General features: G+C 66.0%; 10 protein-coding genes. 3 read left to right on the top strand and 7 right to left on the bottom strand.

Going from position 1 to position 14,969, the window contains the following annotated elements; all coding sequences use genetic code 11:
• Positions 1-145: 145 nt before the first annotated feature.
• The 3 genes from CH271_RS09710 to CH271_RS09700 all read right to left on the bottom strand — a co-directional run bounded on the left by CH271_RS09710 (position 146) and on the right by CH271_RS09700 (position 8,489).
• Positions 146-3,463 carry an arabinosyltransferase domain-containing protein gene (locus tag CH271_RS09710; protein WP_037187206.1) on the bottom strand — a complete coding sequence of 1,106 codons (3,318 nt, stop codon included), beginning with the start codon at positions 3,461-3,463 and terminating at the stop codon, positions 146-148.
• Positions 3,464-3,538: 75 nt separating this feature from the next.
• Positions 3,539-6,709, bottom strand: coding sequence for an arabinosyltransferase domain-containing protein (locus tag CH271_RS09705; protein ID WP_256986336.1), 3,171 nt, complete (start codon positions 6,707-6,709; stop codon positions 3,539-3,541).
• Between the two features lie 10 nt (positions 6,710-6,719).
• The gene (locus CH271_RS09700) at positions 6,720-8,489 is read right to left on the bottom strand and encodes a glycosyl transferase (protein WP_094633422.1); all 1,770 of its coding nucleotides are present in this window, start codon (positions 8,487-8,489) and stop codon (positions 6,720-6,722) included.
• Positions 8,490-8,629: 140 nt separating this feature from the next.
• On the opposite strand from CH271_RS09700, the gene CH271_RS09695 reads away from it, so the two are divergent.
• Positions 8,630-8,974 carry a nuclear transport factor 2 family protein gene (locus CH271_RS09695; RefSeq protein ID WP_037187209.1) on the top strand — a complete coding sequence of 115 codons (345 nt, stop codon included), beginning with the start codon at positions 8,630-8,632 and terminating at the stop codon, positions 8,972-8,974.
• Complete coding sequence (locus tag CH271_RS09690) at positions 8,971-9,810, top strand: SDR family NAD(P)-dependent oxidoreductase (protein ID WP_094633421.1); 840 nt, start codon at positions 8,971-8,973, stop codon at positions 9,808-9,810. The genes CH271_RS09695 and CH271_RS09690 overlap by 4 nt, the downstream gene beginning before the upstream one ends.
• Positions 9,811-9,946: 136 nt before the next feature.
• On the opposite strand, the gene CH271_RS09685 is transcribed toward CH271_RS09690, so the two are convergent.
• Genes CH271_RS09685 through CH271_RS09675 form a run of 3 tightly spaced genes read right to left on the bottom strand, consistent with a single transcriptional unit; the run spans position 9,947 to position 14,086 of the window.
• Positions 9,947-11,836, bottom strand: a complete 1,890-nt coding sequence (locus CH271_RS09685) for a galactan 5-O-arabinofuranosyltransferase (protein WP_094633420.1) — start codon at positions 11,834-11,836, stop codon at positions 9,947-9,949.
• 37 nt (positions 11,837-11,873) lie between these two features.
• Positions 11,874-12,638: a decaprenylphospho-beta-D-erythro-pentofuranosid-2-ulose 2-reductase gene (locus CH271_RS09680; RefSeq protein ID WP_037187221.1), complete on the bottom strand. Its 765-nt coding sequence runs from the start codon at positions 12,636-12,638 to the stop codon at positions 11,874-11,876.
• Complete coding sequence (locus tag CH271_RS09675; protein ID WP_037187223.1) at positions 12,635-14,086, bottom strand: FAD-binding oxidoreductase; 1,452 nt, start codon at positions 14,084-14,086, stop codon at positions 12,635-12,637. The genes CH271_RS09680 and CH271_RS09675 overlap by 4 nt, the downstream gene beginning before the upstream one ends.
• Positions 14,087-14,133: 47 nt before the next feature.
• On the opposite strand from CH271_RS09675, the gene CH271_RS09670 reads away from it, so the two are divergent.
• Positions 14,134-14,652 carry a GtrA family protein gene (locus CH271_RS09670; RefSeq protein ID WP_082323528.1) on the top strand — a complete coding sequence of 173 codons (519 nt, stop codon included), beginning with the start codon at positions 14,134-14,136 and terminating at the stop codon, positions 14,650-14,652.
• Between the two features lie 55 nt (positions 14,653-14,707).
• Here the strand turns inward: CH271_RS09670 and CH271_RS09665 are convergent.
• Positions 14,708-14,969 (bottom strand): dTDP-4-dehydrorhamnose 3,5-epimerase family protein (locus tag CH271_RS09665; protein WP_143546028.1); only part of this gene is annotated, 262 nt, incomplete at its 5' end.

The raw sequence follows: 14,969 nt of genomic DNA, 5'->3' as shown, positions 1-14,969 counted from the left end.
CCCACCGGAGGGTGAATGGACCATCCACGCGCTCAGACGTATTCAATGGTCCATTGACCCACGACGTGCCGAAACGTGAATGGACCCCTGCACGGTCGAGACGTGTGCAAGGGTCCATTGACGCGGAGCGGGGGCGGGCGGGCGGTCAGTCCTCGAAGACTCGCAGTTCTCCGTCTTTGTACCAACCCGATCGGGTGACGTCGGCGGTGTCGAGTTCAGCGGGCACGGCGCTCGGGTAGTACTGCTCGTAGCGCTCCAACGATCCCCAGTCCCTGGCCCAGTCGTTCTCGAGGTAGGTGGGGACGGTGACGGGCTTGGCGAGCAGTTCGGACCAGCCCAGGGGGCCGCCGTTCTCGCCGGATTGCCAGGTGTCGGTAGAGCTGACGGCGAGTGGGCGGTCGGGCAGGATGCGGTATCCGGGTACCTCGGCCACGCCGTATCGGTGGTCGAAGGGGCGCTGGCACGGGAACTGCAGTCCGACGGCCCAGTCGAGCAGCACGGGTTGTTCGCTGCCGATCATGGTGTTGAGGTTTTCCATCACGGGCACTCGCGGTGGGGTGAACGCGAGCCATTGGTCGCCGGTGAGGTTGGGGTCGTTGGCGACGATGCGGACGGCATCGGCGTCGGGTGCGATGTCTGCCAACGGGATTCGGAGGTTGCGCCACGAGGGTGCGGGTCCGATGTCGCGCGGCAGGTAGGTGCCCTGGGCCTGGACGCTACCGTCGGGCTGGCGCTTGCCGTATTCGAGCAGCAGCGACTGTCCGTAGGTGAGGGCTCCGGTGTCGTCGTAGGACCAGATACGTCCGGCTGCGGAGAAGACGACCAGCGGTGCGTCGTCGCTGCGGGCGGGCAGTTGGTACCAGCTCGAGGTGGCCGACGCGGGCTCCTGGACGCCTTCCTGGTACGAGCCGAGGACGGGAGTGGTGGCCGGGTCGAGTCCGAAGGGGAGGGCGGCGGAGGAGCCGTTGACGCCCACTTCGCCGGTGCCTCCTGCAGTTCCGGAGCTCTGGCCTTCCTCGAAGGCGGGTCCGACGGACTGCTGGTCGGTATTGCCTTGTCCTGGTTTGACTTCCACGGCGTCGGCGCTGAGGTCGCTGGGGACGCCGTTGGCGGTGAAGTTGCGCAGTGTGCTGCTCGATCCGCCGAGGGGTCCTGCGACGGGGTCGAATTCCTCCGGCAGCGGGCTCAGTACACCTGCGTTGGGGTTCGATTCGACGAGGACGTCGTTGGCGAGTCCGCACGAATTGCCCAGAACCGATTGCACATTCGAGCGTGCCAGCGAGTAGGCGGGATACTGCGAGACGGCTCCCTTGACGAGCGAGAGCACCTCGAAGAGCACCATGATTCCGGCGATGACGGTCAGCGGTGCGGCGGCGAACTTACGGATGCGCTTGCCGCGCGCAGACGTCGGTTTCGGTTGTGGGGGAGCGTATCCCTCGCGTAGGTACTGGAATGCGGCGACGGCGAGGACCAGTCCGAAGAGGATGAGGAACAGGGTTCCCGATTCGTTGCCGCTCAGCGATACCGTCTTGTCGAACCACGGCACGCCGTAGCTCGAAACGTACCAGTAGCCGTTGATGCCCGAGAACGACAGTGCGAGAACGAACATCAGTCCGGCGGTGAACAGCGATCGGTTGCGTCGCGAGCGCAGGGCGCTGGCCGAGACGGCGACGGCGGTCAGTGCGGCGAGTCCACCGGCGATTCCCGCGTAGGAACCGAAGTGGTGAGTCCACTTGGTGGGGTTGAACATCATGAAGAAGATGGTGCCGAGCACGACGCCGAGGAGCCGCCAGGCCGGCCCGTTCGCGATGCCGGGGATGCGTCGGCGACGCAGCAGCACGAACAGAGTGGTGAACAGGCACAGGATCATCGTCAGGAACGCGAAGCGGCGTGCGACGGAGCCGTCGACGGTCTGGACGAAGAGGTAGTAGTAGCGCAGGAAGTCCTGGTACCAGGCCTCGTTGGGGCCGATGATGGTGCGGACTCGGGTGGACTCGATGACCGTCGCGTACGTCTGGTCGGCAAACACGACCACGAGAACCAGTACGCCTGCCGCGGCCAACGGTGCCAGCATCGCGAGGGTGCCGACCTGGCGGTGGCGTCGGACGACGATGCGCGCGATGGGCCGGGCCCCGGCGAGAAGTGCTGCCACACACATCAATCCGGTCGGCGCTGCGGCCAGGGTGAAGGCTCCGATGAGACATGCTGCGGCTGCGGGGAGCAGTCGTCCGGTGGCGATGGATCGTTCCACCGAGCACCAGGTGAGGAGTGCGCCGAGGGCGACGATCGGCTCGGGACGCAGTCCGTTGTTGTACGGCAGCCAGAACGCGAGGAACACCAGTCCGCCGGTCCACAGAGCGACGTTGGATTTGCGCACTGCGCGGCCGAGGCGTGGCACCACCTCACGGCTGATCACCATCCAGCACAGGACGCCTGCGATGAGGGCGGGTAGACGCATCCACGGGCTGGCGGTCGAGATCTTGGCGAAGACGGCGAGTACGTCGTAGTACCAGCCGAACGGGGCCTCGGGTACGCCGAACCAGCGGAAGTAGTTGGCCATGTAGCCGGAGTGATCGGCGGCGCGGGCCATCGTGAGCAGGTAGCCATCGTCCGAGGTGTTGGCACCGACGAAGTGCCAACCGACCAGAACTCCGAGGACGGTGACGTCGACGCCGGTGAACTTCCACCAGTGGGAGGGGAAGAAGCGGCGGTGCGCGCGGCCGTCGGTGCCGTCGAGCCGACCGAGTGCGCCGATGGCCAGCAAGGTGCAGGCGATCGCGAGGATCATGATCAGCGACTTGAGCAACGTCGGCGACGACGAGAACCGCGAGTCGACGTCGACGGTGACGGACATGTCGGCCGGGGCCGCGCCGCTGAGATCGCTGAAGATGCCGACGACCTGGGGTCGCAGATCGCCGTCGAGCCGGCCTTGCAGAGGCTGGCCGTCATCATCGGTCAGGCCGGTGAAGGCCGCGGAGGTGTACTGGTCGTTCGAGGTGATCTCGATGGCCGCGCAGCGGGTGCTCTCGACGTCGGCGCGAGGTGCCGTCGCGACGACCACGTTGCGGTCGAGAACGTCGACGTTCGTTTCGCCGACGCGCACGAACAGACTGTTCAGTGCCGCGCCTTCGCCCTGCGGGGGCGCAGTCGCCAGCAACAGCCCGCCCGACGCGGGAAGTGCTGCGACGGCAGAGCACGGGAGGGTCGCAGTGAGGCTCAGGGGTGCCTGGGACACCAGCGGGGCGTCCACGTCCTGCAGGAGGCCGTTCTGCGGCCATTCGATGGTGGCCGTGGTCTGAGTGACGGGTGCGAACGGAGTGATCAGCGCGAACAGCACACCGAGCACGCCGGCCACCATGGCGATCAGCCGGGGAATTCGTACCTGAGCACGAAGTTCGTCCGAGGCTCGCAGTGGAGCGGGAACGGGTGGACCAGCTGATGAATCTGTCACGACGTCGGGCACGAGAGTCGATGTTATGCGAGCGTGACGAAGAGGTCACACAGGCACCGTCCCCGGAATAGTTCCTGAACCAGGGGATCAGTCTGTTTTCATCGGTCCGTCGCTGGCCAATCCGGACCGAGACCGCTGCTCGACGGCGATCTCGGCCGTCGCCGCGTCGGGATCGAGTGGCATGTATCTCTCGATCGATCCCCAGTCTCGGGCGTAGTCGTCGGCGAGGTACGACGGCAACGTCTGCGCACCGAGTAGCAGTTCGGTCCAGCCGAGCGGGCCGCCGCCGATCGAGTCCTGCCAGGCATTGGTGGACTCGGCACCGGTGCGGTCGGGCAGGATGCGGTACTCCGGCACCTCGGCGACGCCGTCACGGTGATCGAACGGACGCTGGCACGGAAACGCCAGCCCGACGGCCCAGTCCAGCAACACCGGATCGGTCGATCCGACGAGCGAGTTGAGAGTCTGCGTCTTCGGGACGCGCGGTGGGGTGACGGCGAGCCATTGATCGCCGGCCAGGTCGTTGTCCTCGGCGACGATGCGCACGACGTCCGCGTCGGCGGGCAGCTCGTTCATCGGCACGCGCAGGTTGCGCCACGACGGCGACGGACCGATGTCGAGCGGGGTGATCCGTCCCAGCGCGAGAACGTCACCGCCGTCGCGGCGACCGTATTCCAGTTCGACGCGTTGGCCTTCGGTGACGATTCCGTCCTTGTCCACCGATCGGATGCGGCCGGCGGCGGCGATGGTGATGAGGTCGCCCTCTTCAGGCAGCGAATACCAACCCGAGGTCAGGGACGCAGGCTCGGTGGCCCCGAAGCTGCCGAGTACCGGTGTGATGCTCGGATCGAGTCCGAACGGCAGAGCGACCGTGCTGCCGTTGACTCCGACGTTCTCGTTGGTTCCACCGGAGGTGCCCGCGGAGTTCGACGAGGTGGCGGCCGCGCTCTGTTCGGAGTCCTCGGGGCGGATGGAGTTCGCGCTGCCCTGTGCGGTGTCCTCGGAGTCGGCCGTCAGGTCTTGTGCAACGCCGTCGGGGGTGAATCCGGTGCTGCCACCCGCTCCGAGTGCGTCCGCGCCGGGTTCGATCGGTTGCAGGACCGAGCCGTTGACGTCGGTCTCCACCTGTACGTCGCCGGCGAGTCCGCACGAGTTTCCGGCGAGGGCAGAGAAGTTCGAGCGGGCGATGGAGTACGCCGGGTATTGCGCCACAGCGCCTTTGGCGAAGGACAGCACCTCGAAGGCGACGACACCGCCGGCGACGATGGTCAGCGCGGACGGCGCGAATCTACGACGCGTGGTGGGTTCTTTTCTGCGATAGGGCAATCGGACGTGTTGGTAGGCGGCGTAGAGCAGCGTCAGAACGGTCAGTCCGAGCAGGATCGTCGAAAAGCCCTTGCCGGCAACGGACGGCGGCTTGTCGAACCACGGAATCCCGTAGCTAGAGACGTACCACCAGCCGTTGGAGCTGGTGAACGCCACCGCCGTCAGGAACAGCACGGCGGCGGTGAACAGTGTTCTGTTGCGCGGAGATCGGACGGTCGCAGCGGTGACGGCAACGGCAGTTAGCGCGGCCAACGATGCCGCGAGACCGGCGTACACGCCGAAGTGGTGGGTCCACTTGGTGGGGGTGAACATCATCAAAGCCAGTGCGCCCAGGATGATTCCGAGGATCCGACGCGACGGGCCGGTGGCCGTACCGGGGATGCGTCCGTTCTTGCGGAGCATCACCGCGATGCACACGACGATGCACAGCAGCATCGCGAACATGCCGAATCGTCGGGCGAGCGAGCCGTCGGGCGAGATGGTCATCAGCGCGTCCCAGCGGACGCGTTCTTCGAACCACGGCACGTTCGGTCCGATGGCCGAGCGCACCCGGGTGGCTTCGAGCACGGTGCTCAGAGTCTGGTCGGCGAAGATCGCGATCAACACCGCCAGTCCCGACGCGACCAGCGGCGCGAGAACGGCGAGCAGTCCCACCTGGCGAGCCCGCTTGACGACGATCATCACCAGCGGGCGCAGCCCGGCGAGCAGGGCGGCGACGGCGATCAGTCCGGTGGGTCCGGCGGCGAGGGAGAACGCGGCGATCAGGGTGCCGATGGCGGCGGGCAGTAGTCGTCCGGTGGCGATGGCGCGTTCGATCGAGCACCACGTGAGCAGTGCGCCGAGGGCGATGATCGGTTCGGGGCGCAGTCCGTTGTCGTAGGGCAGCCAGAAGGCGAGGAACACGAATCCGGCGGTCCACAGTGCGACACGGTTGGTGAGGACCGCGCGACCGAGGCGGGGGATCACTTCTCGGCTGATGACCAGCCAGCACAGCAACGCCGCGATGGTGGCGGGCAGGCGCATCCAGATGCTGGCGGTGCTGACCTTGGCGAGGGCGGCGAGCATGTCGTAGTACGGCATGCCGAACGGTGCCTCGGGGACGCCGAACCAGCGGAAGTAGTTGGCCATGTACCCGGCGTTCTCGGAGACCCGGGCCATGTTGAGCAGGTAGCCGTCGTCGGAAGTGTTCGCGCCGATGAAGTGCCACAGCACCAGCACGCCGACCACGACGGCGTCGACGCCGGTGATGGACTTCCAGCGCGAGGGGAGGAATCGGCGGTGGCGTCGACCGTCCATGCTGTCGAGGCGATGCAGCGCGAACAGGGAGGCGATCACGGCGAGTGCGCCGACGATCATGGCCAGCAACTTGAACGTGGTGGGGCTCGAGGAGTAGCGCGAGTCGATGTCGGCACGCACGTTCAGGCCGTCGACGGGTGCGGTGAGGTCGGTGTAGATGCCGACGACCTGCGGCCGGATGTCGCCGTCCACGGTGTTCGCCTCGCCGTCGAGGTCGACGACCGTGCTGGTGGCGTTCGAGGAGACCGTCAGTGCGCAGTCTTCGGACAGCTCGGACACGGGAGCCTCGGCGAGGACGCGATCACGCAGCAGCACCTGCAGTCGGCCGTCGTCGACCCGCACGATCAGTGCCTTCTGCTCGGTTTTCGCAGCCGCGATGGGTGCGGTGGAGACCAGAGTGCCGCCGTCGGTGAGAGCAGTGGCTGCGCTGCACGGAACGGTTGCCTCGAGGTCGACGGGCGAGTAACTCACCAGCGGGGCGTTGACGCTGCCGAACGAGCTCTGCGGCCACGACAGCGTCGCGACGTCCTGCTGGACCGGAAGCAGGGGCGTGGCGATGGCCAGGACGGCACCGATGATGCCGGTGACGATCGCTATCAGCCGGGCGGTCGCGATGTTCGGAGCGGTCTCGGGCACGCCGACGATGCTATGGGACGAGCGTCCGCACGTCCCACACCCACACGCCACCGGTGTATCGAGGCTCGACGCCGACGAGGTCGGTGACGGTGGTGCGCAGGGCGAGGGTGTTCTTGCCCGGCGGAAGGACGACGACGTCGGCCTCCCAGAACGCCATGTCCTCGGCAGCCTGGCTGCGCTGATCGTCGGTGATCTCGGGGACGGTGCCCGAGTCGTAGACCGAGCCGAGCAGCAATGCCGTCGGACGGTCGACGGCTCCGTACTTGGCGACCTTCTCTTCTTTGTCGCTCGGTCCCACGAAGTATCCGGCGGCCAGCTCGAAGCCCATGTCGGCGTCCATCTGCCAGCGCAGCGGGCGCGCGTCCTCGGGCCGTGGGAGGGGAACGGTGACGACGGAACCGTCGTCGACGTAGTTCTCCCACTCACCGTCGGCGAAGAATTCCGGGGTCGGGGACTTGTCGACGGTCACCAGCGGCGTGGGGATCAGCGGTACGAGAGCGAGGGCGAGGCCGGCGATCCAGAACGCAGGTAATGGGCGAAGCCCGTTACGGAACGTGCGATCGGTGGCCAGTACGAGCAGCAGTGCCAGGGCAGGTACCGCGCCCAACGCGAAGCGGGTCTCGAGCACGGATTCGACGAGGGGGTACTCGGCGAGCTTCGTCCACGGCAGCGTGATGCCGGTGTCGTCCTTGCCGATCACCAGCGTCGCACCGAGCGAGAGCACGCTCATGACGATGGCGGTCGCGGCGGCGGCGCGGGCGCAGGCGACGCGCCACATCCAGACCGCTGCCACGAGGCACAGCACCAGCAGCGGCCAGCCGAAGTACGCGTTCTCCTCGGTGGCGTTGATGCGGACGTTTTGCCCCGGCGTCGCCTCGCCGCCGAGCGATTGCGTCGGGAATTGGAACAGTGCTTTGGCGTCGTTGCCCATCGCGCCGTGTTCGAGGAACGAGTACGACTGCGGGCCGAAGAACTGCCACCACAGCGGAAATGCCACGAGCGTCAACGCGATACCGGCGGACACCGCGAGTCGGGGAACGGCGTTGCGGACGGCAGGCCACAGTGACCGCGGCCGAGACACGTAGTAGACGACGGCGAAGATGGCGAACGACATCGCGAAGATCAGCAGCGGCTCTTCGCCGAGCAAAATCTGCAGCGCGACGATCAACCCGAGTCCGACGGTGTTCTTCTTGGTCCCGCCGCCACGTGCGCTGCGGGTGACCAGCATGGCGATGACCGGAAGCAGGAACAGCACCACGAAGTTGGGGTGGCCGTTGGCGTGGGAAATCACGCCGGGCGCGAAGCCGCACAACGCGCCGCCCATTGCAGCGGCACCCTTGGACGCGTTGAGCTGGCGGGAGAACAGCCAGAACCACGCGAACGCGGTGCCGGCCAGGCCTGCGGTGAGGGCAATAGCCCAGGTCACGGTGGGTCCGAAGAGCAAGGTGATCGGCGCAAGCGGAATGGAGATCCCGAACATTGCCGTGTTCGCCATCAGATTCACCCCGAGCGGGTAATTCTGCAGGTCACTCCACAGTGGGTTGTCCAGATGCGCGACAGAATGGGCGGCGACGGAGAAGAACCACTCCCACATCGTCTGGTCCTGGCCGCTGTTGTAGAGGTAGCCGCCGTTCGGATTGCGCCACTGACCCTGCAGGACGTACACGGCGGCGATCAGAAATCCGACGGCCGCCACGACGTCGCCACGCCCGACGCCGGAGTGTCGAGCCGGTGCCGTAAGCGGCTGCCGCTCGAGAACTCTCTGGTCGTGGGTGGTCATCGCGTCGAGGTTACAGAAAGATCACGATGGGCGAAAACTCGAACGACCTGGGTCACACCGGCCGGCGGATTTCGGTGCCGAGGGGCTCGATCTCGGCCGAGTGTTGACACTCCCCTTGGGGGAAGGATCACGGTGGGGTCATGACCACAGAATGGGATGGACTCCCGGACACCGTGAAGAAGTTCATGACCGCACTCGACGCCCGACAGGGCGCTCGAGCGCTCACCGTATTCACCGCGGATGCCGTGGTGACCGATGAGGGCCACGACCATTCGGGCCGTGACGAGATCGAGGCCTGGCTGGCCGCCTCGGTCAGTGAGAGCGAGTACACCTACACAACAGAGTTCACCGGAGCGACCACGACCGGCACGACCGTCGACGTCGAGCAGCACTTGGAAGGCGACTTCCCCGGGGGAGTCGCCGACCTGCACTACCGCTTCACGCTGGACGGCGCGCTGATCGACCGGTTGGTGATCGAGCCATGAGCAAGCGATGGTTCATCACCGGTGGCACACCCGGCGGCTTCGGCATGGCGTACGCCGAGGTGGCGCTGGAGGCGGGGGACCGCGTGGTACTCACGGCAAGGCGTCCGGGGGAACTGGCGTCGTGGGTCGATAAATACGGTGACCGCGTTCTCGTCGTGCCCATGGATGTCACCGACGCGGCGCAGGTACTGCAGGCGGTACGAACAGCCGAGGAGCACTTCGGCGGTATCGACGTACTGGTCAACAACGCCGGCCGCGGCTGGTACGGATCGATCGAGGGAATGAACGAGACCTCGATACGGTCGATGTTCGAGCTGAATTTCTTTGCCGTACTGACCGTCACGCGCGCAGTGCTGCCGGGTATGCGCGCCCGCGGAAGCGGGTGGATCGTCAACGTGTCCTCGGTGGCCGGGCTTCTGGCGGCGGTCGGATTCGGTTACTACAGCGCCACGAAATACGCGATCGAGGCCGTCACCGACGCTCTGCGCCACGAAGTTGCCGAGCACGGCGTATCCGTGTTGGCGGTCGAACCGGGGGCTTTCCGCACGAACGCATACGCCGGATTCGCCGACGAGACCGTCTCGGAGACGATTCCGGAATACCACGACATGCTGAAAGAGGTCCGTGCCGCTTTCATCGACATGAACGGGGTGCAACCGGGCGATCCGCATCGCGGTGCCCGTGCGGTGATCGCAGCGATGGCCCAGGACCCGCCGCCGCGTCGGCTGATCCTGGGCAACAACGGATACGACGCCGTGATCGATGCGCTGGAGCAGAACCTGGGCGACATTCGGTCGAACGAAACGCTCTCTCGTAGCGCGGATTTCCCCGCCTGACCCGCCGAAACAACAATTCGACACCGACCCATCCGGTGCACTGGCCGACCGATCGCACGGTGGCGCAGCTACGGTGCGCGCCGCTTTCGGTTCCCGTGAGCGTGAGTCGAATCGGGCTGGAAGGCAACCCAATTCGCTAAGCGGTACGCACCACCAGTGCGAAGGGTCCGATGTCGGTGACGGTGAAGCGTGGATCCTCGAACAGTGCCTCGGGGAAGGTGACGGTGTAGCGGCGCACGTTCGGGTCGTTGGGGTAGACGTCCTCGGCCAGGCGCAGGGTGTAGCCGTCTGCACCGCGGCGGAACAGGAACGCATCCGGCGCGCGCCACTGGCTGTTGTCGAGCGCGTCCACCAACTGATCGGGAGTCTCGAGCTCGGTCCACTGCTCGATGGCGTCGGCTCGCTGATCGAACTGCGCCAGTGGGTTGGCGTAGTGCGAGGTCAGTCCTTGGAAGCCGAAGTACGGGTAGTAGCTGAGGAACGAGGTATCCGCCGTCAGCACGACGGTTTCGTCGCGCGGACGCTGGGTCTGCTCGGTGAGTGCGTCGTCGACCTCGCGGTAGTACGACACCGCGCTCGGCGGACGCATGTCGGCGCGGTTGCCGTCGCCGTCGGTATCGGAGTACGCGACGGTGATCTCGGTCTGCAGTACCTGGGGGATGTTCTGCGCGTAGGTCATGGCACCGATGGCCGCTACGACGACAGCGGCGATACGGAACTTCGGTGGCTCGTTGATGGCCTGGTAGATCGCGTGACTGCCTTCGAGAAAGCCGAAAACGCCTGCGCTGCCCAGTAATACGATCAGCACCGCTTCGAGGCGGAACGAGAGCAGGGTGGTGCCCGCCGCCGTGGCGGCCATGGACAGCAGCGTCCACAGATAGATGGAGACGACGCCGACGCCCAGTGCCTGTGCCCGGCGTGAGGACGAAAACCGCACAGCCACCCACACGGTGCCGATGAGACAGAGCACGCCCATCAGGGAGAACTCGAACATCGGGAAGGGAAGTGTCGCACCGGCTTCCGGTAGATAGTGCAACGCTGTGCCCGACGTGGACGGCGCGCCGCGCAAGAACTCGATCAGGTACGGCAGCCACACGGTCGCGGCGATGAGGCCCGAGATCGCGGCGATCGAGGCGACCTTGATCGCGATGGGAACCAGTACGTTCCAGGACTTCCGCTCGCGATATGCGAGGACGGCGGCGAACAACGCCATGAGTACGACGGTGAAGGCCGCCAGACCGAGATACAGGGTGTAGAACGTCGCGGCCAAGCCGAGGAAGAGTCCGGTGCCGACCACCGCTCCCCACCCGCCCGATGCGGAGCGGTGCAGCGCACCCCAGGCGAGGACCAGTGCGGGAGCGAAGAGCATCACGATCACGGCGCTGTATGCCTCGGGGGAGGCGTGGGCGACGACGAGTGCGGTGGTGACGGCGCTGACAGCGACGGCCCAGTCGGCTCGGATCAACGCCTTCCACAGTACGAACGACACGACGGCAGTCACGGCGAGCAGCCCGATTGCGTAGGGCTTGAACACTTCCCAGCCGTCCATGCCCAGGAGGTTGCCGACGCGTCCGCCGAGCCAGAACCAGCCTGCGGGGTAGAACGGCGGAATGTCGGCGTACGTCATGTCGCGCAACGACGCCGAATCGGTCAGGCGAGTCAGGTATTCCGTGCGGAACTCCTGGTCGACGGAGATGCCGAACAGGTAGAGCTTGGTTGCGGCCAGCGGCATCCCGAGGGTGACGGTGACGAATCCGCTCAGCCCGATCCACGCCGCGAGCCGAGCGATCCACGGCCACTTGTGAATCCGGTACAAGTAGATCGACACGGCGAACAGTGCTGCCGCAACCACCTGACCGAGCGTCGTGATGGCGCGGGTGACGTTGGACGAGTTGAACGCAGGCCACTGAACCAGTGAGAAGGCGTACAACCCGACCGTCGCCACGACGACTGCAACGAGCACACCGAGAACGATTTCCCCGACGGCAGAGGCGGTCCTGCGAGCCGGTGCAACCTGCTGTGTCATGAGCCCCGTTGTCACGAATGCAGAAGTGTCATCGAGATCAGATGGGCAGCTTGCGGAAGATGGGCCGCGGTACGTGCCGCAGGACCATCATCACCAGACGCCAGGGAGCGGGAGTCCAGATGAGCGGAGTGCCCTTGCGTGACGCGTTCACCGCGAGCTTCGCGATGACCTCCTTGTCGACCGTCATCGGGGCTTCCTTGACGTGCGCGCTGAACTTGGTGCGCACCATGCCCGGGCGAACGACGGTGACCCGAGGTCCGAACTCGCGCAGCGCTTCTCCGAGTCCGAGGTAGAACCCGTCGAGTCCGGCCTTGGTGGAGCCGTAGACGAAGTTGGAACGACGTACCCGCTCGCCCGCCACCGAGGACATGACGATGATGCGGCCGTAGGCCTGCGCCTTCATCTTCTCGCCCAGCAGCACGCCGACCGACACGGACGCGGTGTAGTTGATGTTCGCGGCGAGGACGGCCTTGCGCTGGTCCTGCCAGAGTTGCTCGGCATCGAAGTCGACGGCGAAGGCGACGATGGCGACGTCGACGTCACCCTTGGCCCAGGCCGCGTCGATGACCTTCGGGTGCGACGCGGTGTCGAGTGCGTCGAAGTCGATGACGTCGACGGACTTCGCGCCCTTGGCGTTCAGCTGGGCGACGGCGCTCTCGCGCAGCGGGTCGTTCGGCAGCGCGGCGAGGATGACACGTGCCGGGGACTTCGACAGGTACTCCTCGGTGATCGCGAGACCGATCTCGCTGGTGCCACCCAGAACGAGAATCGTCTGGGGGTTACCTACGGCGTCTATCGTCACAGCAGTTCCAGCCTTCTAGCCATATCGGAGGCGAAAACGCCTGTGGGGTCTACAGATCGACGGACCTTGATCCACTCGTCGATCCGCGGGTACATCGAGTGGAAGGTCTCGGCATCGGTGCGCGAGTCCTTCGCGGTGTAGAGACGGCCACCGAATTCGAGCACGCGCTTGTCGAGTTCACGGACGAACTCGTTCAGGCCCGGCTTGATCGGGAAGTCGACGCAGATGTTCCAACCCGGAATCGGAAAGCTCAGTGGCGCTTTGTTTCCGGGCCCGAACAGCTTGAACACGTTGAGGAACGAGTAGTGCCCGGACTTCTGGATGTCGACGATGATCTTCTTGAACTCGTCGACGGCCTCCGGCGGCACAACGAACTGGTACTGCAGGAATCCCTTGGAGCCGTAGGCACGGTTCCACTCACCGAACATGTCCAGCGGGTGATAGAACGCCGTCAGGCTCTGGACCTTGTTCCGGTAGTTGCCGGCCTTGCGATACCAGACCTCGCCGACGGCGGAGAATGTGTACTTGTTCGCGAGACCGTTCGGGAAGACGTCCGGGAACGTCACCAACGGCTTGGCGTTGAACCGCAGCGGGTCCTTCTGGAGTTTGGCCGGCAACTGGTCCAACGTCGCGAGCGATCCGCGGGAGAGGGCCGCGCGGCCGAGCTTGGGCGGCGGAGCAACCGCGTCGAACCACGCGCTCGAGTAGTCGTAGTTGTTCTCGCTGCCATCGCTGTGCAGGGCGATGGTCTCGTCGAGGGTCGTTGTGACGTCGCCGTCGGCGATGAAATAGGCCGTCTCCGTCGGCGTCATCTCGATCGTCGCGCGCAGGATGATGCCGGTCAGGCCGTTGCCGCCGACCGTCGCCCAGAAGAGCTTGGCGTTCTTGCCCGACGGCGTCAGGTGGCGGACCTGGCCGTCCGCGGTGAGCAGTTCCATCGAGCGGACGTGGTTGCCGAAGCTACCTGCGCTGTGATGGTTCTTACCGTGGATGTCCGTTCCGATGGCACCGCCGATGGTGACCTGGCGCGTGCCCGGCAACACCGGTACCCACAGGCCGAACGGCAGCGCGGCACGCATCAGCTGGTCGAGGTTGACGCCACCGTCGACGTCGACGATCCGCGTCGATGCGTCGATGCTGTGAATGCCGTTCAAGGCGTTCATGTCGATGACGAGGCCGCCGGAGTTCTGCGCGTTGTCACCGTAGGAGCGGCCGAGGCCGCGGGCGATGACGCCGCGTCGGAGGTGGGCCGGCTTGGAGTCGTTCTGCTCGGCGACCTGCTTGACCGCGTTCGCGATGAGCTCGGGGTCGGAGGTCGAGAGCACCTCTCCAGTGGAGGGCGCAGTGCGGCCCCAACCGGTGAGTGTGCGGGTCTGCGTGGGTAGCGGCGCAGTGTTCCCGGCCTGTGGTTCCAGGGGGAAGAGTGCGTCGTCGGCTGTCGTGGACATCGCTCAAGAGGGTACCCGCACCGCAGCAGCGGCTAGTGTCAGTCCTCGTGTCCACCCCCGACCGCTCCGCAGAAGAAGGCTCCACGGGCGACGACTGGTCGCCCGAGGACGACGAGTTGCAGCATCACGTCCCGCTCCCCGTCGAGCTGCCGCTGACCGAGAACATCGCCGACGCGGCCCTCGATCTCAAGACGCAGGTGCTGCGCTTCTTGGCGACGGGTGTGCTGTCGGCCATCGTCGACCAGGGCGTCAACCTGATCCTGCATTTCGTGTTCGGCGTGGGGGTGACCCTGGCCAAGGCCATCGGCTTCGTCCTCGGAACCACGACGGCCTACCTGATCAATCGTCGATGGACGTTCAACGCGGCCCCGTCACGGGCGCGGTTCTTTGCCGTCGTCGCGCTGTACGGAGTTACCTTCGCCGTCCAGGTGGGCATCTACACCTGGCTCTACCAGGCCCTTCCCGACGGCTTCTGGTACGCGAACGTGGCCTTCGTCATCGCGCAGGGCACGGCTACGGTCATCAACTTCCTCGTGCAGCGGTTCGTGATCTTCAAGATCCGCTGAGCCTCCGAGTCGCGCGCGTTTGCCCGGATCTGGCGTCGCCGCCTCGTCCCGCCGCTCATGAGAAGTTCGGCAGGTCTCCGCGTTCGAGGGCTTCGGCGAGGGTGGGGGCGGCTGTGTCCTTGTCGGAGAGCTCGTAGGTCAGGGGTGTGCCGTCGCGTGCGGTGGTGGGCCAGTCGATGCCCAGCGCGGGGTCGAGGGGGTTGATGTCGCGGTCCAAGGCCGGGGTGTACTCGAGGCTGCACAGGTACATGACGGTCGAGTTGTCCTCCAGGGACAAGATGGCGTGGCCGAGTCCTTCGGACAGGAAGACTGCTCTG

Source organism: Rhodococcus sp. 05-340-2 (genome assembly GCF_002258915.1).
Classification (GTDB): Bacteria; Actinomycetota; Actinomycetes; order Mycobacteriales; family Mycobacteriaceae; genus Rhodococcoides.
Note: the sequence above shows the minus strand (reverse complement) of the source record. Positions and strands in the feature narration are given on the sequence as shown.

What these genes read in the sequence shown, in the direction of transcription:
- CH271_RS09700 (WP_094633422.1), bottom strand. Translation starts at nt 8,489, where the DNA reads ATGACCACCCACGACCAGAGAGTTCTCGAGCGGCAGCCGCTTACGGCA.
- CH271_RS09695 (WP_037187209.1), top strand. Translation starts at nt 8,630, where the DNA reads ATGACCACAGAATGGGATGGACTCCCGGACACCGTGAAGAAGTTCATG.
- CH271_RS09690 (WP_094633421.1), top strand. Translation starts at nt 8,971, where the DNA reads ATGAGCAAGCGATGGTTCATCACCGGTGGCACACCCGGCGGCTTCGGC.
- CH271_RS09685 (WP_094633420.1), bottom strand. Translation starts at nt 11,836, where the DNA reads ATGACACAGCAGGTTGCACCGGCTCGCAGGACCGCCTCTGCCGTCGGG.
- CH271_RS09675 (WP_037187223.1), bottom strand. Translation starts at nt 14,086, where the DNA reads ATGTCCACGACAGCCGACGACGCACTCTTCCCCCTGGAACCACAGGCC.